Annotated in this window: 18 protein-coding genes and 1 pseudogene; 6 read left to right on the forward strand and 13 right to left on the reverse strand. The window is 59.3% G+C overall.

Features of this window, described 5'->3' with window-relative positions:
* The first annotated feature begins 209 nt into the window (after nucleotides 1-209).
* Nucleotides 210-557, forward strand: a complete 348-nt coding sequence (locus IB236_RS23850; protein ID WP_370539948.1) for a diguanylate cyclase domain-containing protein — start codon at nucleotides 210-212, stop codon at nucleotides 555-557.
* A 343-nt stretch (nucleotides 558-900) separates the two neighbouring features.
* Here the strand turns inward: IB236_RS23850 and IB236_RS23855 are convergent, their stop codons facing one another.
* The 12 genes from IB236_RS23855 to IB236_RS23910 all read right to left on the reverse strand — a co-directional run bounded on the left by IB236_RS23855 (nucleotide 901) and on the right by IB236_RS23910 (nucleotide 15481).
* Nucleotides 901-1869 carry a PDR/VanB family oxidoreductase gene (locus tag IB236_RS23855; RefSeq protein WP_192422438.1) on the reverse strand — a complete coding sequence of 323 codons (969 nt, stop codon included), beginning with the start codon at nucleotides 1867-1869 and terminating at the stop codon, nucleotides 901-903.
* A gap of 188 nt (nucleotides 1870-2057) precedes the next feature.
* Complete coding sequence (locus IB236_RS23860; RefSeq protein WP_192422439.1) at nucleotides 2058-3044, reverse strand: tripartite tricarboxylate transporter substrate binding protein; 987 nt, start codon at nucleotides 3042-3044, stop codon at nucleotides 2058-2060.
* A gap of 15 nt (nucleotides 3045-3059) precedes the next feature.
* Entirely contained in the window at nucleotides 3060-4016 is a 957-nt protein-coding gene (locus IB236_RS23865) for a nitronate monooxygenase (protein ID WP_192422440.1), read from the reverse strand.
* On the reverse strand, nucleotides 4013-5554 hold the full coding sequence (locus IB236_RS23870; RefSeq protein WP_192422441.1) for an AMP-binding protein: 1542 nt from the start codon (nucleotides 5552-5554) through the stop codon (nucleotides 4013-4015). Before IB236_RS23870 ends, IB236_RS23865 begins: the two co-directional genes overlap by 4 nt.
* Before the next feature lie 19 nt (nucleotides 5555-5573).
* On the reverse strand, nucleotides 5574-6776 hold the full coding sequence (locus IB236_RS23875) for an FAD-dependent monooxygenase (RefSeq protein ID WP_192422442.1): 1203 nt from the start codon (nucleotides 6774-6776) through the stop codon (nucleotides 5574-5576).
* Between the two features lie 31 nt (nucleotides 6777-6807).
* Nucleotides 6808-7224 carry a PaaI family thioesterase gene (locus IB236_RS23880; protein ID WP_192422443.1) on the reverse strand — a complete coding sequence of 139 codons (417 nt, stop codon included), beginning with the start codon at nucleotides 7222-7224 and terminating at the stop codon, nucleotides 6808-6810.
* Entirely contained in the window at nucleotides 7221-9353 is a 2133-nt protein-coding gene (locus tag IB236_RS23885) for a 3-hydroxyacyl-CoA dehydrogenase NAD-binding domain-containing protein (RefSeq protein ID WP_192422444.1), read from the reverse strand. Before IB236_RS23885 ends, IB236_RS23880 begins: the two co-directional genes overlap by 4 nt.
* A 12-nt stretch (nucleotides 9354-9365) precedes the next feature.
* Nucleotides 9366-10574, reverse strand: coding sequence for an acetyl-CoA C-acetyltransferase (locus IB236_RS23890; protein WP_370539947.1), 1209 nt, complete (start codon nucleotides 10572-10574; stop codon nucleotides 9366-9368).
* Nucleotides 10575-10632: 58 nt separating this feature from the next.
* Entirely contained in the window at nucleotides 10633-11892 is a 1260-nt protein-coding gene (locus IB236_RS23895) for a cytochrome P450 (protein WP_192422445.1), read from the reverse strand.
* A gap of 29 nt (nucleotides 11893-11921) precedes the next feature.
* A complete protein-coding gene (locus IB236_RS23900) occupies nucleotides 11922-12896 on the reverse strand; it encodes a tripartite tricarboxylate transporter substrate binding protein (protein ID WP_225581347.1) in 975 nt (324 codons plus the stop codon).
* A gap of 48 nt (nucleotides 12897-12944) precedes the next feature.
* Entirely contained in the window at nucleotides 12945-14012 is a 1068-nt protein-coding gene (locus IB236_RS23905) for an alcohol dehydrogenase catalytic domain-containing protein (RefSeq protein WP_225581348.1), read from the reverse strand.
* Nucleotides 14013-14053: 41 nt separating this feature from the next.
* Entirely contained in the window at nucleotides 14054-15481 is a 1428-nt protein-coding gene (locus IB236_RS23910; RefSeq protein WP_192422447.1) for an aldehyde dehydrogenase family protein, read from the reverse strand.
* A 321-nt stretch (nucleotides 15482-15802) separates the two neighbouring features.
* Here IB236_RS23910 and IB236_RS23915 point away from each other — a divergent pair, with 321 nt between their 5' ends.
* From IB236_RS23915 to IB236_RS24655, 5 genes and pseudogenes are all read left to right on the forward strand, one after another.
* A complete protein-coding gene (locus tag IB236_RS23915) occupies nucleotides 15803-16453 on the forward strand; it encodes a TetR/AcrR family transcriptional regulator (RefSeq protein WP_192422448.1) in 651 nt (216 codons plus the stop codon).
* 233 nt (nucleotides 16454-16686) lie between these two features.
* On the forward strand, nucleotides 16687-17070 hold the full coding sequence (locus tag IB236_RS23920) for a transposase (protein WP_225581349.1): 384 nt from the start codon (nucleotides 16687-16689) through the stop codon (nucleotides 17068-17070).
* Nucleotides 17067-17402, forward strand: coding sequence for an IS66 family insertion sequence element accessory protein TnpB (gene tnpB / locus IB236_RS23925; RefSeq protein WP_192422449.1), 336 nt, complete (start codon nucleotides 17067-17069; stop codon nucleotides 17400-17402). Before IB236_RS23920 ends, tnpB begins: the two co-directional genes overlap by 4 nt.
* Nucleotides 17403-17479: 77 nt before the next feature.
* Nucleotides 17480-19032: pseudogene (locus IB236_RS23930) on the forward strand (IS66 family transposase).
* Nucleotides 19033-19217: 185 nt separating this feature from the next.
* On the forward strand, nucleotides 19218-19337 hold the full coding sequence (locus IB236_RS24655; RefSeq protein ID WP_370539949.1) for a hypothetical protein: 120 nt from the start codon (nucleotides 19218-19220) through the stop codon (nucleotides 19335-19337).
* Nucleotides 19338-20086: 749 nt separating this feature from the next.
* On the opposite strand, the gene IB236_RS23940 is transcribed toward IB236_RS24655, so the two are convergent.
* Nucleotides 20087-21067 carry an NAD(P)H-binding protein gene (locus tag IB236_RS23940; protein ID WP_192422450.1) on the reverse strand — a complete coding sequence of 327 codons (981 nt, stop codon included), beginning with the start codon at nucleotides 21065-21067 and terminating at the stop codon, nucleotides 20087-20089.
* Nucleotides 21068-21079 lie beyond the last annotated feature (12 nt).

Raw genomic sequence — 21079 nt, forward strand, 5'->3', positions numbered from 1 at the left:
CCCAGCTGCCGTATGGTGGGCCTGACGCGCTTGCCCAGCTTGATGTAGAGCTCAACGGCTCGGATTCGATCTTCGTAGGAATACATGAACTACCTCCTGGTAGTCCAAGTTTTTGTCCGCATCCCCTCCTGGCGGTTAGTGGGTCACTTCTGCTTGGAAATCAACACATCAACGATACCCACAGTCACGCCGTCGGCGATCAGGTCCTTGTGGAGTTTGCACGGCGCCTTCGGGATGCCGTGCGAGTAACTGATACGGTCGCTCGGTTGGCTGGTGACGAGTTCGTTGTGTCGCTTGAGAGCCCGGTCGACGAAGCGGCAGCTGCACAGGTTGCTCGTAAGATCGTGGGGCTTGTCGGGGAGGCACCTTTCGTGTTTCAAGAGCTGCGACTAGCCATTACGACTAGCGTGGGCGTCGCATTTCATGCAACTTCCGATGCATTCGAGCCTGACTTGGGCGAGCAGCTTATGCAACGGGCAGACACTGCGCTGTATCGCGCCAAGGCAGCCGGCAGAAACTCGTTCGTCCTCGTCGCGAACAAGGATGGCGAGACTTAAGCGCAAGCACGCTCGACAACGCGGGTCAACAGCGTCAGTCGCCTTTCCAAGGTGAACAAGGCCAGCCCGGTCTCAGCCATGCGGCAGCGATAGCTTGAGAAATGCGTCACCGGGAGAAAGTCTCTGGTTACGCCCCGTTTGGCCACACCCTTAGGCAATAGTGGAAGTCAAGCCGCGCACGCCTGCTTTCCGTCAAGATGGGGTGGCCGGCGGCTTACAGCGGACAAGCATTGCCAGCCAATGTGCGACGGCAGCGTACTACAAGTTGCCGATGGACAACCTGCAGCACTCCCCCCCTGCTAATTGAAATGCAGGGGGTTAAGCTACGTTTTTGAATCCGCCCTCAAAGGTCCAGGACCAGCCTAGCTGACTTGGAACGCGAGCAACAGGGCAGAAACTGGTCGTTCTTGGCGTGCTCCTCTTTCGTCAGGAACATATCTCTGTGATCGGGCTCCCCCTCCAGCACTCGAGTCATACAAGTGCCGCAAACGCCCTGCTCGCAGGAAACCACAACGGAGACTCCGGCTTCCTCAAGCGCTTGAACCACCGTTTGATCCTTCGAAACAATCACAATACGACCTGAACTCGCGAGTTGCACCTCGAAGCTACCGTCCGACTCCGACTTCTCTGGCGCAGCACCGAAGAACTCATAGTGCAGTTGGTCCTCTGGCCAGTCGTGCTCACGCGCCTTACTCAGCACAGCATCCATAAAGCCTTTGGGACCGCAGACGTACAACTGCACTCCCGCCGCCTGACTCGTCAGAATCGATTCAAGCTTCAACTTCTGTTCGTCTGGTCCATCATCGAAATGGAAATTTACTTTCGGCGCAAAGCTTGATGAACCTAGACGCCCCAAAAACGCGGTCCGCTCTCGTGAGCGCGTGCAATAGTGGACCTCGAAAGGCTCACCGGCGGCGGCAAGCCGCTGGGCCATGCACAGAATGGGCGTGATTCCAATGCCACCGGCAAATAGGATGGAATGATTAGCCGCATGAGCCAGTGCGAAGTGGTTTCGAGGCGGGCTAATCGTCAGCAGGTCACCTTCATTTACTTCTTCGTGAAGTGCACGCGAACCGCCCCGGCTGTTCTGGTCTTTCAGAACGCCAATCACATACCGGTGCGTCTCATCCGATTCGTTGCAAAGCGAATACTGTCGAGTGATACCTCCGGGCATTTCCACGTCAATGTGTGAACCCGCGGAGAAGGCAGGCAATTTCCGACCATCGGCACCCACGAGCTCGAACGTGCAAATATCGATCGCTTCAATGGTCTTGCGTTGTACGCGCACCTTTAAATTCGCAGTTGCTTTCACAATTAACTCCAAATGTCAGAAATAGGGCTGCGGCTGGCAGCTAGATTTAACAGTAAAAAACTGCGGTTGCAGGCTCTGCTTATTCGATCCGCTTCCACTCGCTGGCGCTGACAGGCAAGGCTGATTGCCGTAGTCAGTGCGTATCAAATGCTTCAACCCCGCGAGCTTGCTTCCGCAGAATTCGGTCGTTACTCAACCTTCACGTTGCCAGCGCGGATCAGCGCTCGGTAGTGCTCATAGTCATTCTTGACAGCACTCGAGAATTCAGTCACCGAGCCGCCACCTGGCAATGAGCCGATGTCTTTCAACCTCGCTTGTATCGAAGGGGAGCGTAGGGCTTCGTTAACGTCCCGGTTTAACTTCTCCACGATGTATTTGGGTGTTGCCGAAGGCAAAAAGAGACCGATCCAGTTCGACCCCTCGAAACCCTTCAGTCCGCTCTCGACGAGCGTCGGCACCTGAGGCAGCGACTCCGCGCGCTTAGAGCCCGTCACACCAAGCGCAACAGCTTTGCCCGATTCCAGGACTTGGCGAGCCGTCGCATACGGCAGCAATCCAAATTGCACCTCGCTGCTCATCAAGGCCTGCGCAACGGGCGCCGTTCCCTGGTAGGGGACGTGGATAAGCGAAAGATCAGCGCCTTTCTCTAGAGCAATCATCAGCAGATGAGCTGTGGATCCATTGCCGAATGTTCCGAAAGCGAATTTTCCAGGCTCCGCTCTGACGACCTCCGTGAAGCTCTTTACGTCGCGCGCCTTCGTGGAGGTTGAGGCTACAAGAAAAAGCGAGTCATAAGCCATTGGCACGACGGGTGTGAGTTCTTTGAAGGTGTCAAAGGGCAGTTTGCTGCGCAAGCTTGGGTTCTGCACAAGCAGCGCAATATTCACCAGAACCGTCTGGCCGTCGGGCTTGGCACGAACCACTTCACCTGTCGCAATAATTGAACTGCCGCCAACCTTGTTGTCGATAACCACGGGCTGCTTCCATATCTCCGACAAGCGCTGGCCGACCAATCGAGCAACGGTGTCCGGTCCGCCGCCAGCGGCGAATGGCACGATGAAACGCACCGGGCCGGTCGGATAGTTAGTGTCGGCGGCGGCCGTTGCATTGATAAGAGGGCTCGCCAATGTAGCGAGAAGTACATAGGCAAGACTTCTGCGAAATTGACTTTTCATTTGAGTGTTCCCGAGTTATTGAACTGGATCGACGCTGGAGGAAACGGCGGCGTATTCACGAATGAGTTGTTCCACAAGTTGACGAGCGGATTGCCGCTGACCTGCAGAGGCGATTCCGTGTCCGGCCGACCACGCTGCGCTCTCCGACCAGCTGCCTACATTCAGAGATGGAGCGTCCGCCGGGTCCAGGCCCAGTCGCTTGAGAGAAGCCGTCATCAGGTTTGCGGGAACACCACTTGCAGCCTTGCTAAGAATCACGTCGTCCAGCGATCCATTGGCCACTGCGTCCTTGTAGTCGTCAGCTGCAGCGCTCTCGTCCGTTGCGATGAAGGGGGTCCCGATGTAGGCAAGATCGGCCCCAAGAAGTTTTAGCGCATACGCCTGTGCTCCGTCAGTTATGGCACCGGCGACCGCGACAACGCCGGTGTAGAACCTGCGTACTTCTTTGAGGAAGGCAAGCGGATTGATCCATCCGGTATTGCCGCCAGCGCCCGCGCACACAAGCACCAATCCATCCACGCCCGCGGCAGCAGCCTTGCGAGCATGCTCGATGGAAATCACATCACACCACACACGGCCACCGTAGGCTCGTACTGCCTCCATAACAGGACGAGGCGACCCGACGCTCGTGATTACAAGAGGACAACGGTGCGAAGCGACGATGGCCAGATCGTCAACGAACCGCGGGTTGCTGGCATGCGCGATGAGGTTGATGCCCCAGGGCGCGAATTGGCCAGGGCCGAACGCGCGGATGGCCAGTGCCATGTCAAAAAGGACCGAATCAAAATCCGCCGAGGAGGCCAAGTTGTGTGCAGGAAGCACCGCAACAGCACCTGCTGCGCCCGCTTCCAAAACCAGGCGTGCAGTAGTCACCCTGTACATCGGCGCGACCACGATTGGCGCGCGCAGCCCGGCCCACCACTCGTCACGGCTGCCGTCAATGCGACTACTGAGTAGAACGTTCTTGCTCACGCCAGTGGTTCTGCAAGACTGTCACGCAGTTTGCGCTTCAGAATTTTCCCGGCCGAGTTGCGTGGGAGCACATCGCGCAGGACGATCTGCTTAGGAGTTTTCACGCCACCAAGCTTGTCGCGGCAAAAGGATCGCAACGCCTCGGGCTCAAGGGACTGACCAGGCCTTACCACGACGACGGCGCACACCGCTTCGCCCCACTTGGGATCGGGTAGTCCTACTACAGCAGCCTCCAGCACGGCGGGGTGCTCAAACAACACCGCCTCGACTTCGGCCGAGTACACGTTGAAGCCGCCGGAGATGATCATGTCCTTCTTGCGGTCGACAATAAAAAGGAAGCCTTCCTCGTCGAGCCTCCCTACGTCACCTGTGTGGTGCCAGCCATGGGCACGCATCGCTTCCGTGGCCGTCGGATCCCCGATAAAGCACTGCATGCCACCCAGAGAGCGCGTCACGATCTCACCGACCTCGCCTGGGGCGAGTTGTCGGCCCTCATCGTCCATGATCGAGACTTCACCCTGAGCGGTTGCGCGACCGGCACTGGCGAGCAGGTGCTCGTTGCCTCCCGCAATTCGCTCATGGTCCTCTCGGGTCAGCGATGTGACCGGGTAGATCAGCTCCGATTGGGAGTACACATTCAATAGAATGGGTCCAAATACCCGCATCGCCTGTTGCAAGCGAACTGGCGAAATGGCCGAACCGGCGTATATCAGCACCTGCAACGAAGACAGCTTGCGCGGCCTCCTTAACTGCTCATCGAGCATTCCGTACACCAGTGTCGGCGGTGCGAACAACAAGGTTACCGACTCGCGCTCAATGGCATCGAGAATGTCGCCGGGATGTGTTGAATCGAGCAGAAACTGGGTAAAACCCATTCCCGTCGTCGCGTACACGACGCCCCCCGCGACGTGCGTGATAGGCCCCACCACCAGATGCTTGCCACCTGACATTATCTTGAGGAGCTCACGGTAGCCACGCGCCATTGTTGATATGCCAAGGTGGCTGTGCACTACCCCCTTCGGCTCACCAGTGGTTCCACTGGTCGGGAAGATGGCCGCAGGGTCGCTGCCACTTGTGAACTGCTCGGGAAAGCGCTCGTCAGTAGCAAGATCGCGCCAAGCATCGAAAGCGGGTCCACAATCCAGTTGGGAATCAAGTGGCACCACGCAGCGCAGTTCTGGCGCCTCGCGTGCGAGCAGGTCCCGTTCGATCAGACCGGTCTGGACGAACAGGGCCTTGCAATCGAAGCGGCGCAGCAGCACCAGGTTCTCAGCAACACTATTGCGTGCGTTCAGCGGAACGAAAAGCGCCTTGCAGCGCAGCGCACCGTAGATTGCTTGCAGCATGCGGAGGTCATTGCGCGACCACACTGCGATCGCCTCGCCCGGCTGCACGCCTTCGCGACGCAGCCCATGCGCAACCTTATGCGTAGCCGCCACGAATTCGGAGTACGTAAGAGCTGTATCACCCTGAACGGAGTGCAGTCGCTTGCCCTCGGCACGAGCAAAGGCATCCAATTCAACAACAAGGCTTTGCATACTTATTTTCCTGGATTGATCAGAGCGCGATGCGTTCGGCGTCGTACGAATACAACCAGTCGTATCGCTGGCTGACGTTTTCTTCGCTCCACTCTCGATTGACGAATGCGCGCGCCTTGGTGGGATCAAGCATTTCGTCGTTGTGGAATCTCTTGCCGTTTTCCTCTGCCTTGCTCACGATCTTGTTCGCACGTTCGATTCGCGCCCCATCGTAGGCCTGCAAGGCAACACCGATGTTCGACTTCTCGTCGAGGGCCCGCGCCAGCAGGTACCCGTCTTCGATGGACATCGCAGCACCTTGCGCCAGGAATGGCAGCGTGGGATGGCAAGCGTCGCCCAGCAACGTGATACGCCCCGTACTCCAACGCTGAAGCGGTTTGCGTCCACGCAGGGACCACTTGAAAGGGGTTTCGATCTGGTCGATAAGGGCGTGCACGTGAGAATGCCATTTGGAAAAGTCTTCGTGCAATTCTTCAACCGAGCCTTGCTGGGACCAAGACTCCGATGTCCACTCAGCCTTCTCGACGACACCGACGAAGTTAAGCAACTCGTGCCGCCGTATAGGGTAAGTAACGATGTGTGCCCCTGGCCCTACCCAAAGCACACTGGCGGACTGCTGCAGTTTCGCAGGTAGCTGGTCCATCTTCATCACGCCGCGCCAGGCCATGTTGCCGGAATACACCGGCTCGCCATCGCCGAAGAGCTGATTGCGGACGACTGAGTGGACGCCATCGGCGCCCACGACAAGATCGCCGGAGGCGGATGTTCCGTCTTCGAATTCCAGTTCTGCTCCTTCGCCGTCTTGCCTGACGTTCTTAATCCTTTTGCCCAACTTGATCGTTCCAGGGCTGGCGGCCTCGACGGCCGAGGCCAGGATATTCATAAGGTCCGGCCGATAGATGGTGAAGTACGGCGCACCGAACTTCTGTTCAGAGACTGTTCCCAGATCGAAGTAGTCCCAGCTTTCACCGCTATCCCACAGCCGCAGTTGTTTACCGCTTGGGCGTGAAACGACAGCCTCTAGCTCAGCGCGAAGGCCAAGTGCGAAGAGCACTCGATTCGTGTTGGCGCTCAACTGCAAGCCGGCACCAACCTCACCAAGCTGCCTGGCTTGTTCGTAGACCTGAACGGGGAAGCCTCGCTTCAACAGCGACAGCGCGGCCGTCAATCCGCCGATGCCTCCGCCGGCGATGAGGATCTTTGGTTTCGTGGTGCTTGTCATACCTTATCTCCAACTCCATGTGCTCGACCGGTCAAGCCGGCCAAGCGAACGTTCCAATTGCGGTTGCTGCCAACTGGCCCGAATCAGCTCCAATGATCTGCACCTTGGCAAAGCTCAAAGTACGCCCGGAACGCACCACTTCCGCATGAGCAATCAAGCTCTCGCTGGCAAGGCCGCGCATGTACGTGACGTGCAGATCGACCGTGGCAACAGGACGCCTGCCGCGGCCATCGCACCATAGGGCAAAGCACATTGCTGAATCAGCGAGAGAGGCTATCGCCTGGCCGGAAAAGATACCGCCTTCGCGGCACGCAGCCGCACTCGACGGCATCCTCAGGATCGCTGCGTTCTCCCCCAAATTGTCGACGGTGATCGACAAGGAGCGCACGCAACCGGGCATCACCTCACGCAGAATCTCGTCTGCGTTGTCCATGATCAGAGCGCTCACGCTGCCTCTCCGCTCGAATGAAACTTCGATCCTGATTTCGCCCGATCGCGCAGCGACGCAGGTGCATCGAATCTCTTCCCGAAGCGGGCGGCCAAGGTTTCGCACTCCTCAACGAATTGCGCCGGTCCAACGTCGTCGATATGACCCAGCACGCCACCGCGCCAGCTTGGATAGCTCCAGCCAAGCACGGAGGCCGCATCGAGCTCCAACGGGTCACTGGCGACGCCTTCGTCGATCGCATGCACCGTCTCCAACGACTGGATATGCAGCAACCGCTTTGCGACCTCGGTGACTGCGGGCTGAATTGCCGCCGGCGGAAATAGTTTGGACAGCCCCTCCCAGATCACCTTTCCTTCAGGGGGGTAGTCGTACACTCCACCCTCACCCCTGCGGCCGACACGCCCGGCGGCGACCAGGCGCTTGGCGGCCTCAAGGGCACCTTGAGAGTCCGAAGCCGTCCCCCTGCCGTCGTGCGCCAAGCTGCCAAGGATGTCTGTGAGCAAATCGTAGGATGTCAGATCCCCCATGGTCAGGGGCCCTATGGGAAACCCCGCGATGACTGCTGCGTTGTCGACGATAGCGGGTGAGATTCCCTCGTTCAACATGTGCAGCGCTTCACGGGTGTACGCTGCGACGACTCGAGAGGTATAGAAACCTGGCCCATCATTCACGACCACTGCTGTCTTGCGCAGCAGCTTGAGCAGGTCGAGCGCACGGCTCATGGTCGCATCTGACGTTTCGTGACCCATGATCACTTCCACCAGCGCCATCCGGTCGACCGGCGCAAAGAAGTGCAGCCCGATGAGGTTTTTTGGTTGAGCGACGCCCTTGGCCAGGTTCGTGATCGAAAGTGTGGAAGTGTTCGTAGCAAGCAGCACATCGGGTCCGGCAGCGGCTATGACTCGCGCGAACACGTCGGCCTTTGCTTCTGGGACCTCGATCACCGCTTCGATGACGGCTTCGCAGCCCTTGAGCATGCCGTAATCTGCGCCGGCTTCGAGCCGCGAAAGGATGTCCTCGCGTTCCTGTGCGGTCATCAACTTGCGCTCGACAGAACCATCTAGCGTCTTGGCGATGCGTTCGAGACCACGCGTTGCTGTTTCCTGATCCCGATCTAGCAACACCGTTTGTAGGCCAGCGCGCGCGCAGACCAAGGCGATGCCGCCGCCCATGAGACCTGCGCCGATCACCCCGACTCGACTAGGCTCGAATGGAGGCGTCACTGTATCTCTGCGCTTCTGTTTTCGGGCGGCGTTGCCAGCGATGAATTGGGTGCGAATGCGGTTCTTGGCCGCCGGGGAAATGACAGCCTGGGCGAAGTAGCGCTTCTCTATCGCCAACCCGGCGTCAATTTCGCGCTCTAGGCCCTGACCCAGTACCTGCAGCAGGGCGCCCGGCGCGTAGTCGCCAGGGGGGGTCTTGCGGCGCAGTTGCGGCCAAGCATTGAAGAAGAACGCGCGGCCCTTGAGCGACTGCGGCTCGAAGTCCGGATACTCGAACCCTATCCGGTCCCAAGGCTGCTGCGCATCCGGCCCGGAAAGCACCCAGGCGCGCGCGACGTCCACCAGCTTGTCCGCCTGCACAATCTCGTCGATGAGCTTTAGCTTGAGCGCCTCCTGCACACCGATCGGCTTGCCCTCCAACAGGAGTTTGGACGCCGGAGCGATGCCAATCAGACGCGGCAACCGCTGTGTGCCGCCAGCGCCAGGAATCAGGCCGAAAGTGACTTCGGGTTGGCCAAGCTTCAGACGCGGGTCGTCAGCAGCCACACGTCTGTGACAGGCCATGGCCAGTTCTAGGCCGCCACCAAGCGCGGAGCCATTGAGCACTGCCACGAACGGCTTTCCCGAACGCTCCATACGCCGCAGACACGAGCTAATGGCATCCACCTTAGCATTCGCTTCTTCAAAGGTCCGCGCAGCATAGAGTTCAAGTAGGTCACCTCCGGCCACGAATTCGCGCTTGGCCGAGCGCACTAGCACCCCCTTGACGGCTTCGTCGGCGATTGCCCTATCGACCGCCGCCGCAAAGGCTGCGATAGCCGCGCCGCTCTTCACGTTGACGGGACTGTCCGGGTTGTTCCAGACGATGTGGGCGACGCCGTCGGCGTCCTTCTCGTAGTCGATCATCTTTGATACTCCCTAGACCAGTTCAACAATGGTGGCCACGGCCATGCCGAGGCCAGTGCACATCGTCACGAGGCCGCGGCGCAGGCCACGGCGTTCGAGTTCGTCCACGATAGTGCCGATCAACATGCCGCCCGTGGCGCCGACAGGGTGACCAAGCGCTATGGCTCCGCCCGCAACGTTGACCTTTTCGTGGGGCACGCCAAGATCCTTCATGAACTTAAGGACCACGGAAGCAAAGGCCTCATTGACCTCGAAGAGATCGATGTCTCCAATGCTCAGGCCAGCCCGCGCCAGGACCTTCTCTGTAGCGGGCGTGGGTGCGGTGAGCATGATGCATGGGTCGGCTGCTGCACTTGCGGTTGCCACAATCCGAGCACGCGGCGACCTGCCGAGGTGGGCACCTGCTTTTTCGTTGCCGATCACGACTGCCGAAGCGCCGTCAGAAATCGCCGAGGAATTTCCGGCGTGGTGGATGTGGTCGATGCGATCGACCTGTGGATATCGATAACGCACCGTCGCGTCGAAGCCCATCTTCTCGCCGCTGGTCAAGAACGATGCCTTCAGTTTGGCGAGCGACTCGACAGTCGTTTCCGGTCGAACCAGCTCGTCCTGCGCCAGGCACAGCATGCCGTTGGCATCACAAACCGGAACGAGAGATCCTCGAAACCAGCCTTCGCGTTGCGCTTCTGCCGCGCGCTGATGGGACGCTGCGGCGAATGCATCCACATCACTTCGCTTGAAGCCTTCCAGGGTGGCTATCAGGTCGGCAGCCACACCTTGCGGCGTCTGCATAACTTGGTCGTTGAAGAAGACGTCAGAAACGGAAGGGCCACCCGTGCCGAAGAGCATCGGTACGAGGGAGTTCATTTCCACCCCGCCTGCAACGACGCAACCTGCTTGGCCACTCATCACTTTTGCAGCTGCGGCGTTGACCGCATCCAGTGCAGAGCCACAGAACCGGGCCACCATGAAGCCTGGCACCGTATCTCCATAGCCCGCTGCCAATACCGCCGAGCGAGCCAGGTTGGCTCCTTGATCGCCGACCGCTTCAACGCAGCCCATGATCACTTCGTCCACCAGCGCGGGATCGAAGCCACTGCGCTCGGGGAGTGCGCGCAGCACTGTGCTGGCCAGTTCAAGTGGTGAGAGCGTATGCAGTGAGCCGCTAGATTTGCCGCGCCCACGAGGGGTACGGACGGCGTCGTAGATAAATGCTTGCACGTAAATTCCTATGCTTTTTTGATCGACCGTGAACAACAGTTCGTGCGAGGTCTGGATGTCATGGAATACGGCCCGAAAGAGACGCCGAGATCCTTGCCGCAGCTCGAACCACAGTGCCTGCCCATTCGATTGCGTCGGTGCCTCCAACCAGCCGATATTCCGGGAAGGCATCCAGAAAACTACCAATTGCAACCTGCGCTTCAAGCTTTGCGAGAAAGGAGCCCAGGCAAAAGTGCGGCCCATGACCAAACGCCAGGTTGGGCATTGGCTTGCGGGTGATGTCGAATTGATTCGGATCCTTGTATACCTTCGGGTCACGGTTGCAATGCGCGAGAAACACCCGCACAAAATTGCCTGCGGGGATTACCGATCCGCCAAGATCGACGTCTTCCAGCGTCGCGCGCATCGTGGTTTGGTGCACAGGACCGTCGAAACGTGCAACCTCTTCCACCATTTGTGGCAGCAAGCCTCGATCCGCAATCAATTTCTGACGCTGTTCGATGTGCCGGTCCAGCAGGATGACCGCGTTTCCTATCAAACCCACCGTGGTCTCGTGCCCGGCGATAAGCAGCAAGAAGGACATACTCACCAGCTCTTCATCTGTCAAAACGTCGGAGGCGAGCCGAGATGCACACATGGCGGAAAGCACGTCTGGTTGCTCGTCCGGGGCGACTTCGGGGTCAATGGACTCGCGCTTTGCAGCGACCAAGTCGGCAAGGTACTGCAGCAACTTGGCCCTGCAGTCGGCTTGATTCGACGCACCGGGCGTCATGGATTGCGTGGCGAGATGACGAAACTGCCCCCGGTCAGCAGGCGGTACGCCAAGGACGTTGCAGATCATCGTTAACCCGATGGGGTATGTGAACTCCGAGACGAGATCGACCTGATCCTTGCCGCGCAAGTTATCGATCACCTCCACAACAAGACGTTCGACCTGCGCTCGCAGCAATTCGATGCGACGTGGCGAGAACGACAGGTTGACGAGCTGACGCAGGCGCGTGTGCTCCGGCGGATCGGTGTTGAGCAAATTGCTGCCCTTCACCGCAGAGATGGGGAAGCCCGCGCTGGCGGCCTCGAGGCCCTGTCGGTCCAGCGCCTTGTGCATTGCCACAGCCGACTTCGAAATGCGCTGGTCGCGCAGTGCTTGACGAGCGAGATCCGAATCGAAGATTCCGTAATACTCGACGCCGACGTGACTCTTCAAGACGCGCACCGGACCAGCAGCGGCCAACGACGCGTACTCGGGATATGGATCCAACATTGCCTCAAAGTTTGGTACCTGAATCGCGGCTGTCGAGTTGAGAGAACTGTTGTTCATGATGTGCTCCTAGTGATCTCCGACCCGGGTCAATCGATCTTGATGTTGTTGGTCTTGATTACTTGTGCCCAGCGTTTTTGCTCGCGCGTGATGAACGAAGCAATTTCCTCGCGACTGCCCAACATGCGTTCGATTCCGAGGGCGTCGTAACGCTCCTTGACAGCCTGGCCATCGAGCACCGCGACCAGGGCTTCGCGAAAGCGACTGACTTGCGCCGAAGGTGTCTTCGAAGGCACCACGACGGCTTGCCATGCATAGGTCTCGTATTCGGATAGACCCTGTTCGATAAATGTAGGAACGTTGGGGACGTTCGGAGAACGCTTTGCGCTAGAAATACCGAACGCCTTGATCTTCCCTGCAATGATGTACTGACGGGCAGTCGCCAAATCAGCCATGCCAAGTGGAATCTGCCCTCCAATCACATCTAGAATTGCTGGCGCTGCACCTCTGTAGGGTATGTGCGCTAGCTTCAGGCCCGTTTGGGCTTTCAACAACTCAGCTGCAAGGTGGTGTGGAGTGGCTGGGCCTGCGGATGCGTAGGACAACTCTTGGGGGCTTTTGTTCACCCAAGAGACAAGCTCCTTGAAATTGTTCGCGGGGACGTCCATTGATCCCACAAGAACCATCGGAGTACGGGCCTGCATGCCGATCACGATGAAGTCCCGATCAGGAGAGTAGCGAAGCTTCGGAAACAGGCTGCTGTTCGTAGCCAGCGTGGAGAAGTCGGCAGTGAAAATCATGTTGCCGCCCTTGGCTGCGGCAACATAGTCCGCAGCAATTTGCGTGCTGGCGCCAGGCTTGTTTGTCACGATGATTGTTCGGCCGAGGTTCTTGGACATAAGCTCCGCAAGAATTCGCGAGCTCGCGTCGGCACCACCGCCCGGTGGAAACCCCACCACCCACTCAATCGTCGAAGATTCATCGGATTGACCCAAGGCGGGTAGTGCAGCCGCAGAAAGCAGCGTGGCGATCATGGAACGGCGGGATGGATTGCTTTTCGTCATGTCAGTCTCCAGTTCGTTGTTGAGCTTCAAATAGACCTATTTCGTGCTTCAGAGCGTCAGCACGGTCCGAATGCCTACGCCTTGGCGCAAGTCATCGAATGCCTCGTTGATTTCTTCTAGGGGGCGAAGACGCGTAAGCAGAGCGCTAAGATTGAAGCGTCCGCCGCAACACAGGTCGAGATAGCGCGGCAGGTCCCGTTGCGGATGGCTGTTGCCGAGGAACGACCCGCGCACGGTGAGTTGGCGCATCACGATGTCCAAAGCCGGAATGGCAAGCGGCAATCCGACGGGGGAGACCCCAACGAGAGTGATAGCGCCTCCCTTACGGACGAGCTTGGAGGAATATGCCAAGGTTTGCGCGCTGCCAACAACGTCGAAGACGTGATCGAAGCCCCCCTTTTTGGCAACCAGCGCGGTGAGGGCCGACTCGAAATCGGGCGTCGTAGGGTCCAGAACACTGTCAGCACCAAACGAAATTGCGCTTTCTCGACGTTGCGCGTGAACTTCGACCCCGATGATCTCGCGTGCGCCTGCGACTCGAAGGGCTCCAATAAGCGACAAGCCAACAGCACCTGTCCCGATGACCGCTGCAATGTCGCCACCCTTCACCTGGGCGACATTCAGCACCGACCCGAGTCCGGTTTGCACGGCACAACCGACTAGACATGCCTGCGACATAGGCAGACCTTCGGGCACAGCGACAACTCCGCTCCGCTCGGCTAGAACGAATTCGGCAAAAGCGCCAAGACGCAGGCCGCGCGTGATCGGCGCTCCTCGCAGCCGCACCCGCGGAAGCGCCGCCGCTCGATCCAACGGGCTGAGCGGCCCACCTGATCGGTCGCACATCACTGGCTGGCCGGACAGACAACTGGCACAGTTTCCACAAGGCGCCTTCATGGAAAGAACTACGCGATCTCCCACCTTCAAGTCATCTACGCCTTCGCCAACGGCTGCGATAGACCCGGCCGCCTCGTGGCCAAGAATGACGGGAAATGGATAGGGAAGCTTTCCTGCGGCGATCCCCAAATCTGACTGACAGACGCCGCAATGGCTTACGCGCACTAGCACTTCACCGCGAGCCGGGTCGTCGATCTCAACCCCATCGACGACCTCCAAAGGCGCCTCCGGCCTGAATTGAATGGCCGCACGCATAGTCCTCATGCCAGCACACCTCTTGGTACATTGAGGACCTTGCGCACACTGAAGTCGTCTGCGCCCCACTCGCCGAGTTCGTAGCCGAACCCACTGGCCTTGCTCCCGCCAAAAGGGATTTCCGGGTCAGGCGGAACTGCGTGCTGGTTGACATACAGGTTGACGGCCTCCAGGCGTGAAGCCACTTGAGCGGCAACATCCGGATCACCTGACCAAACAGAGCCACCGAGACCATACGGTGATGCGTTGGCTCGCGCGACGGCCTCATCAACATCGTCGAAGGCGAGAATGGGCAGCGCGGGCCCGAACTGCTCCTCGGCAACCAGGCGGGAATCGTCCGCGAGACCGCTGACGATTGCTGGACGCAGAAAGTGACCCGGCCATTCGTCAATCGCCTCTCCACCAGTGTGGACGCGCCCCCCCCTTTGTTTCGCATCAGCCAAAAGGTCGCGAACGTGGTCTCGCTGAGTTGCTGTATGCAGAGGACCCATCTGCGTGTCCGGCAACAAGCCGTGACCAACCCGCCAACCCGCAGCAATAGCAGTCATACGTTCCACGACTTCATCGTGGACCCGACGATGAACATACAGACGCTTGATCGCGCAGCACAACTGGCCGGCATTGCCGAAGGCATTGGCGAATAGGCGCGGTGCGATCATTGCAGGATCCGCATCTTGTAAGACGATCGCTGCGTCGTTACCCCCGAGTTCGAGGGTCAGGCGCTTCAACGACTCTGCAGCTGTCGCCATGACGCGTCTTCCAGTCGGGCTCGATCCAGTAAAGGAAATTTTTCCAAGACCGTCATGTTTGACCAGCGCTTGACCAATGTCTCCGTTTCCAGTAACGGTGTTGACGATTCCGGGGGGAAGCACCTGGGCAAACAGCTGAGCAATGCGCAAGGTCGTCAAGGGTGTGGATGGCGCCGGCTTGACCACTACCGAATTCCCAGCCCACAACGCCGGGCCCAACTTCATCATCAGAATGGTCACAGGAAAATTCCAAGGCACGATGAGACCGACTGCGCCGATGGGTGCCCGTATCGCGCGAATCAATCCGTCTTCGTTTTGCCGGATGACCTTGTCGGCTTCGATTAACGTCGAAAAGTAGCGCAGCAGCCGATGCCCGGTCTCTATCTCTCTACGTGCCGCCATGAGCGGCTTGCCTTGCTCTCGGCTGAGCAATTTGGCCAATTCTTCTTCGTTGCTCAACAGTTGGTCTGCACACTTGCCAATGGCTTCGCGTCTGAGCGCGGCATCGTTAGCCCAGGCCGATTTCATAGTAGCGCGAGCAGCCAGCACAGCTTCATTTAGCTGCTCTAACGAGGAGTTCGGCACGTTGGCCACAACCTCTAGCGTGGCGGGATCAAACACTGGCACAGAGTCCAGCGTTGCCGCTGCACGACCTCCGCAGGTGTTGACGAAGCTGTTTGGCATGAGTACTCCAGAAAGGTGGTTGATGGCTCTTCGTCATCTAGTTGCCCCAGCAAGGCCGCCGCGGCACTTCCGATCTCGCGTTCCAAGAAAAGACCGGCAATGCCAAGCATCGAACCGAGCAATTCACCACTCATAAGTGAATCTCCGTTCACCTTCACTGGAGCGGCCGAAAATTGGTTCCTACATGAGCTTTTTCACGCGAGATCTCGAAAACATGCGAAGTAAATCACAATTCATTTTTTTTGTAAAGACGGTCTTGCCTAAGTGTTTACACTATGATTACGGCTGGACGACCTACTGCCACATGCCAAAATTTCGCACATGAATGACGATTCAGAACTGAATGAGCCCTCGCCGCGAGTAACGAAGGGGGCGCTGACGCGCACTGCCATCATGCAAGCCGCGAAACGGGTGATAGCGATTGATGGCTTTGCCGGAATGAAGGTCGCGGATGTCATGGCCGCAGTGGGCAAGTCACCAGGCGCGTTCTATGTGCACTTCAAAAGCAAAGAAGCACTGTTGCACGAACTTCTTGCGGTCTTTCAGCACCGTCTTCGAGTTGAAGTGAACGCTCCGCTACGAGCTGACGAGGATCCCTCAGCGCATTTGGAGAATCGACTTCGTACGTTCTGGCGGATCTATCGCGAGGATTGGCCCATAGCTACAGCAGCCTTCCAGATGTCGATGGCCGACAAACAGTTCGCGCGCGCATGGCACAACATTCGCCAGCAAGGCATTCGTGGATTCGCCGCTGTCGTGCGCGCAGCCCAGAAGAGCGGCGGTAGCGTGGGCCTGGACCCAGAACTTGTCGCCTCAGCTGTCACGTCGATGATCGAATACGCTTGCTATAACTGGACAGCAGCGACGGGCGATTTTCCAGATCGCTTCATCGACGACGAAACCGCGATCGGAGTTCTATCTCATCTTGTACTGCAAGCTTTACGCGGAAGCGAAGTGCCGCTCAATCAATAACCGAATGATCAAGATTGCCTGGCGAGCCCAGGCGGCCCCAACAACCTAAGGGTACGGCGATCAAGATTGCGTCGTCAGACCACGATCTGGTTGGGACTGCGGATGTCATAGCCCGCAGCGATCTTACGACTGGAAAGCGGCTCGAGATCCGAGCAACGTAAGGGGGCAGCGAACACACGTTGATATGGCAGCGACGATGTAGGAGCTCGTGTCCGCTTAACTTAGGCGGACAGATGGACACTTACGGAATGGATTTGATGGGGCGGCCTCGCCGGCGACGGCACAGCGCGCAGTTCAAGGAGGCGGTGATCCAGGAGTGCATGCGCCCTGGCGTATCGATGGCCGCAGTGGCGTTGGCACATGGCTTGAACGCGAACATGCTGCGCAAATGGGTGATCGACGCGGAGCATGCCTTGCCAGCGAAGCCCAAGGATGTGCAACCTGCACGCGAAGTGCCGATGCCGGGCCCGACGTTCGTGCCGCTTGCGCTGCCCGCAGCGACCGTTGAAGGTGACATCCGCATCGACTTGCAGCGAGGTGGCACTACCGTTACGGTGGTTTGGCCTGCCAGCGCCGCCCGCGATTGCGCAGCTTGGCTGAGCGACTGGCTTCGATGATTCGCGTCGAAGCGGTATGGCTGTGTATCGAGCCGCTGGACATGCGCGCTGGCACCGATACAACTCTTGCCCGGGTTGTGAAGGTCTTTGGCGCTGCGCGTCCGCACCATGCCTACGTATTTGCCAACAAGCGCTCGACCCGGCTGAAGGTCTTGGTCCACGATGGCATCGGCATCTGGCTGGCAGCACGACGGCTGCATCAAGGCCGCTTCGTCTGGCCTGGGGGCGGGTGTGGCGCACCTCAGTCGCTCACCCGTGAGCAGCTTGATGCGCTCGTCCTGGGCCTGCCTTGGCATCGCTTGGGAGAGGCGGGCGTGATCAGCGTAGTGTAGGCACGGGAGGATAGGTTCTGGGCAATCCGTAGATCTTCCAATGGCCGGTGTGCTTGCGCTTGGTGATACTGGTCCCGATGCTTGACGTCTCGCAGATCGATCCCTCACAGCTGAGCGCCTTGGGCGAGAGCGAACTGCGTGAACTTGCAACCAGGCTGCTGGAGCAGGTGCAGCGCAGCAAGCACGAGATCAACTGGCGTGACGCCAAGATCGAGAAGCTCGCCTACGAGATAGCGCAGTTGCGGCGCATGAAGTTCAGTGCCAGCAGCGAGCAGCTCAATGCGCAGCAGAAGGCGCTGTTCGACGAGTCAGTGGATGCCGACATCGCGGCGCTCGAAGCCGAGCTTGAAACACTCCAGACGCCGCCGCCAGTCGACAAGAAGCAAGCACACCCAAAGCGCACGGCGCTCCCGCATGACCTGCCTCGTCGAGATCAGCCACGAGCCGCATTCCACGACATGCGCGTGCGGCTGCGTGCTGCAGCGCGTTGGGGAGGACGTCACTCAGAAGCTCGACTACACACCCGGCGTGTTCACCGTACAGAACCATGTGCGCGGCAAGTGGGCGTGCCGCGGCTGTCGCACGATGACGCAGGCCGCCCTTCCCCCAGAGATCATCGACAAAGGAATCCCCTACAGCCGGCCTGCTGGCGCACGTGCTGGTGGCCAAGCACTCGGATCATCTGCCGCTTTACAGGCAGGAAGCGATCTTCGGCCGTGCTGGTCTGGCCATCCCGCGCTCAACCCTGGCTGCAAGGGTGGGCGTCTGCGGCGTGCGCCTGCAGCCGCTGGTGGATGCACTTAAGCGTCACGTGTTGGCTTGCCTTGTCGTCCACGCAGACGAGACTCCGGTGGCGATGCTGGCGCCTGGCAAGGGCAAAGCCCATCGCGCCTACCTCTGGGCCTATGCGGCAGGGGCCTTCGAGCCCTTGCGGGCGGTGGTCTACGACTTCACGATCAGCCGCGCCGGCGAGCATGCGAGAAACTTCCTCGGAGATTGGAAGGATAGCCTGGTCTGCGACGACTACGGCGGGTACAAGGCGCTGTGGGAACGCGGGATCACTGAAGCGGGTTGCATGGCGCACGCGCGTCGGTACTTCATCGATCTGGTGAAAACCGACAAGAGTGTGATCGCCGCGACGGCGGTGGAATTCATTGGCCAGCTGTACGGCATTGAACGCGAAGTGAAAGACATGACGCCCGAACAGCGGCTCGAACAGCGCCAGCTGCGTGCCCTGCCGATCACGCTGGCGTTGCACGCCTGGCTTACCGCCCAGCGAACGAAGGTTGTGGACGGCGGTGCAACGGCCAGGGCGATCGACTACAGCCTCAAGCGCTGGGCGGCATTGACGCGGTACCTGGACGATCCGGCACTGCCCATCGACAACAACCATGACGAGCAGCAGATTAGGACCTGGGCCACAGGACGGCGCAACTGGCTGTTCGCCGGGACGTTATTGGCTGGCCAACGCGCAGCCGCGATCACCAGCTTGATCCAATCGGCAAAGCTCAACGGTCACGATCCCTACGCCTATCTGAAGGACGTGCTCACGCGCCTGCCTACTCAAAAGGCGCGTGACATCGACCAACTGCTGCCCCATATCTGGCAACCGCCCGTCGCCACTGCTTAACCGCAGCAGGATCTGCTGCTCGCGCAACGTGTGTTCGCCGCGCGCTTATCGAGCAACGATGGGTACTAGCGCTCGACTAGACATAGAAGCCCCAAAACCTCCTTGAGGTGCTGGGGTCGCTGACTCCTGACTCCCTGAGCGTGGCTGGCCGCGCGTCGCAGGACCCAGCCCTTTTTCGCCAGCCTGTGGCTCGGATCAAAGAGGCGTCATACGTGTCTATCAACCTGACCACCGGCGGCGCGCTAACCATGAGAGTGGTGGAACGCCTGCAGCCGACGCTGCAACTCAAACCCGAAGTGGAGTAGCTCAACATGGGCTCGATGAATCAGATCCGCTTCTAGATCGAGTGCTACGACGTCGGTCGTCTGTACGCTGTCGCCCACTTCCTGGACCGGGCGCTGTTGAAGCCACTGCTGCTGATCCGCTCGGTGTTCGGGCTGCGAGACAGCATTGGCGGGCCATTTCGAAGACCTGATGCACATGCGCCAGACCGCTGACCGGCTGTTCGGAAGCGGTTGCGAGCGGTCCGTGTTGGGTGTCGGCCAGCATCAGACCCGCCTGCCACGGTTGCCGCCGACATCGGCTGTAACGTCCGGGCGGGCATGGGGGACTTGTGGGACAGCCCTGAGAGCTCGCACAAAGCAACGCGGCCCGGGTCCAGCGCATCCGCACCGTCATCAAAGCCTTGTCCTTGCAAATCACAACGTCTGAGGAGGCGCGAAGCCCGCTCAAGCTTAAGGATCCGGGACAAAGTCACGTACTAAAGCCAGCGACGTCACGCGGGGCTGGCTCAGCCAGGCATCCTCGCTTTTGAACACCGACTCCAGCCGCTGGAACCTCGCCACGATCTTCTAGCAGCGCCTGTACAGCCTGACAATCTCGGGGGCCTGCAACGCGTGGTCTGACAGGTTGCTCAACAGGGGAATGATGCTGTCGCCGTCCTCGCTGGGCCGATCCAGCCGCAATACGATGCGAGCAGGCACGCTGAGTCCCAGACGCCGTCGTAGCTGCCAGCAAGAAAAGGACCATCCGCGGCGTGTTGCTGGCCGTCGGTTCATCCCGCTGCCGCGGCTTGATGGCGCTCCGAAGATGCGTCCAAGTCAAGCAGTTCCTTGGCATTCTCCCGCAGCCATTCGCGCATTGTGATCGGTTTTCGCCCAAGCATTCGCTCGACGAAGTCGTTGCGGGCCCAGACCACCTCGTTCTCACGTTCGTACTCGAAAAAGTTCCACAAGACGTCGCGCCGGTCGCCCATGCCGGCGTACTCAGTAAAGAAGGCTTCCTTACTGCCGTCATGTGTGATGGTCTCGCCGAATACCTCGGTCATCACCTTGGCGACGTCGCAAAAGCGCATCAGGTCATGGCCATTATTCAGCGTGTGGAACTGGCCGATGTGGCGGTGGTTGTCTGACAGGAATAGGCGCCCGGCCACTTCGGCGATATCGCGCGGGTCGATGAACGGAATCAGCCGGTTATGCCATACCAGTTTGCGCTCGCGACGCAGGCTGCCGGCCATCCATAAGAAGTTGTCGAAAAACGTCGCTCCGAAGTTCAAATACGTGACGGGCAAGCCACTCTCGTCGAAGATCTGCTTGACGATCGGGTGCTGTATCGGCAGGCCGAGCGCGGGCGGCTTACGGACGGATTCAGGAATGCGCCGCAGGTTGGACTCGGGCTGCATGCCCACGCAGCGCAGAATGTGCACGGCGCAACCGGTGCGCTTGATGGCGTTCACGAGGTTGGTCGTCGCCGGGCGCTCGTCGGTGCCGCTGGGCGCAATGACGAAGATTCCCTCCATGCCCTCGACGGCCCGCTCCAGTGAGGCTTGGTCAAAGTAGTTAGCCACCACCGTTTCCGTGTGCGGAAACTCGCGGCGCAGGGACTCGCAGCGGTCTTCGTCGCTGCTGACCAGACGCAGCCGGATCGACGGCGCCTCGCGTTTGAGAAAGCGCGCCAGCGGCTTGCCGATGTGGGCTGCGGCCCCGAAGATGAGGATGCTGCGCGGAACAGATTTGCGGTTCTCTGAATTGGACATGGAAGTTCGGTG

This window comes from Acidovorax sp. ACV02 (assembly GCF_014851475.1).
Lineage (GTDB): Bacteria > Pseudomonadota > Gammaproteobacteria > Burkholderiales > Burkholderiaceae_C > Acidovorax > Acidovorax delafieldii.

What these genes read in the sequence shown, in the direction of transcription:
- IB236_RS23915 (WP_192422448.1), top strand. Translation starts at nt 15,803, where the DNA reads ATGAATGACGATTCAGAACTGAATGAGCCCTCGCCGCGAGTAACGAAG.
- IB236_RS23895 (WP_192422445.1), bottom strand. Translation starts at nt 11,892, where the DNA reads ATGAACAACAGTTCTCTCAACTCGACAGCCGCGATTCAGGTACCAAAC.
- IB236_RS23940 (WP_192422450.1), bottom strand. Translation starts at nt 21,067, where the DNA reads ATGTCCAATTCAGAGAACCGCAAATCTGTTCCGCGCAGCATCCTCATC.
- IB236_RS23875 (WP_192422442.1), bottom strand. Translation starts at nt 6,776, where the DNA reads ATGACAAGCACCACGAAACCAAAGATCCTCATCGCCGGCGGAGGCATC.
- IB236_RS23870 (WP_192422441.1), bottom strand. Translation starts at nt 5,554, where the DNA reads ATGCAAAGCCTTGTTGTTGAATTGGATGCCTTTGCTCGTGCCGAGGGC.
- IB236_RS23885 (WP_192422444.1), bottom strand. Translation starts at nt 9,353, where the DNA reads ATGATCGACTACGAGAAGGACGCCGACGGCGTCGCCCACATCGTCTGG.
- IB236_RS23920 (WP_225581349.1), top strand. Translation starts at nt 16,687, where the DNA reads ATGGACACTTACGGAATGGATTTGATGGGGCGGCCTCGCCGGCGACGG.
- IB236_RS23900 (WP_225581347.1), bottom strand. Translation starts at nt 12,896, where the DNA reads ATGACGAAAAGCAATCCATCCCGCCGTTCCATGATCGCCACGCTGCTT.
- tnpB (WP_192422449.1), top strand. Translation starts at nt 17,067, where the DNA reads ATGATTCGCGTCGAAGCGGTATGGCTGTGTATCGAGCCGCTGGACATG.
- IB236_RS23860 (WP_192422439.1), bottom strand. Translation starts at nt 3,044, where the DNA reads ATGAAAAGTCAATTTCGCAGAAGTCTTGCCTATGTACTTCTCGCTACA.
- IB236_RS23910 (WP_192422447.1), bottom strand. Translation starts at nt 15,481, where the DNA reads ATGCCAAACAGCTTCGTCAACACCTGCGGAGGTCGTGCAGCGGCAACG.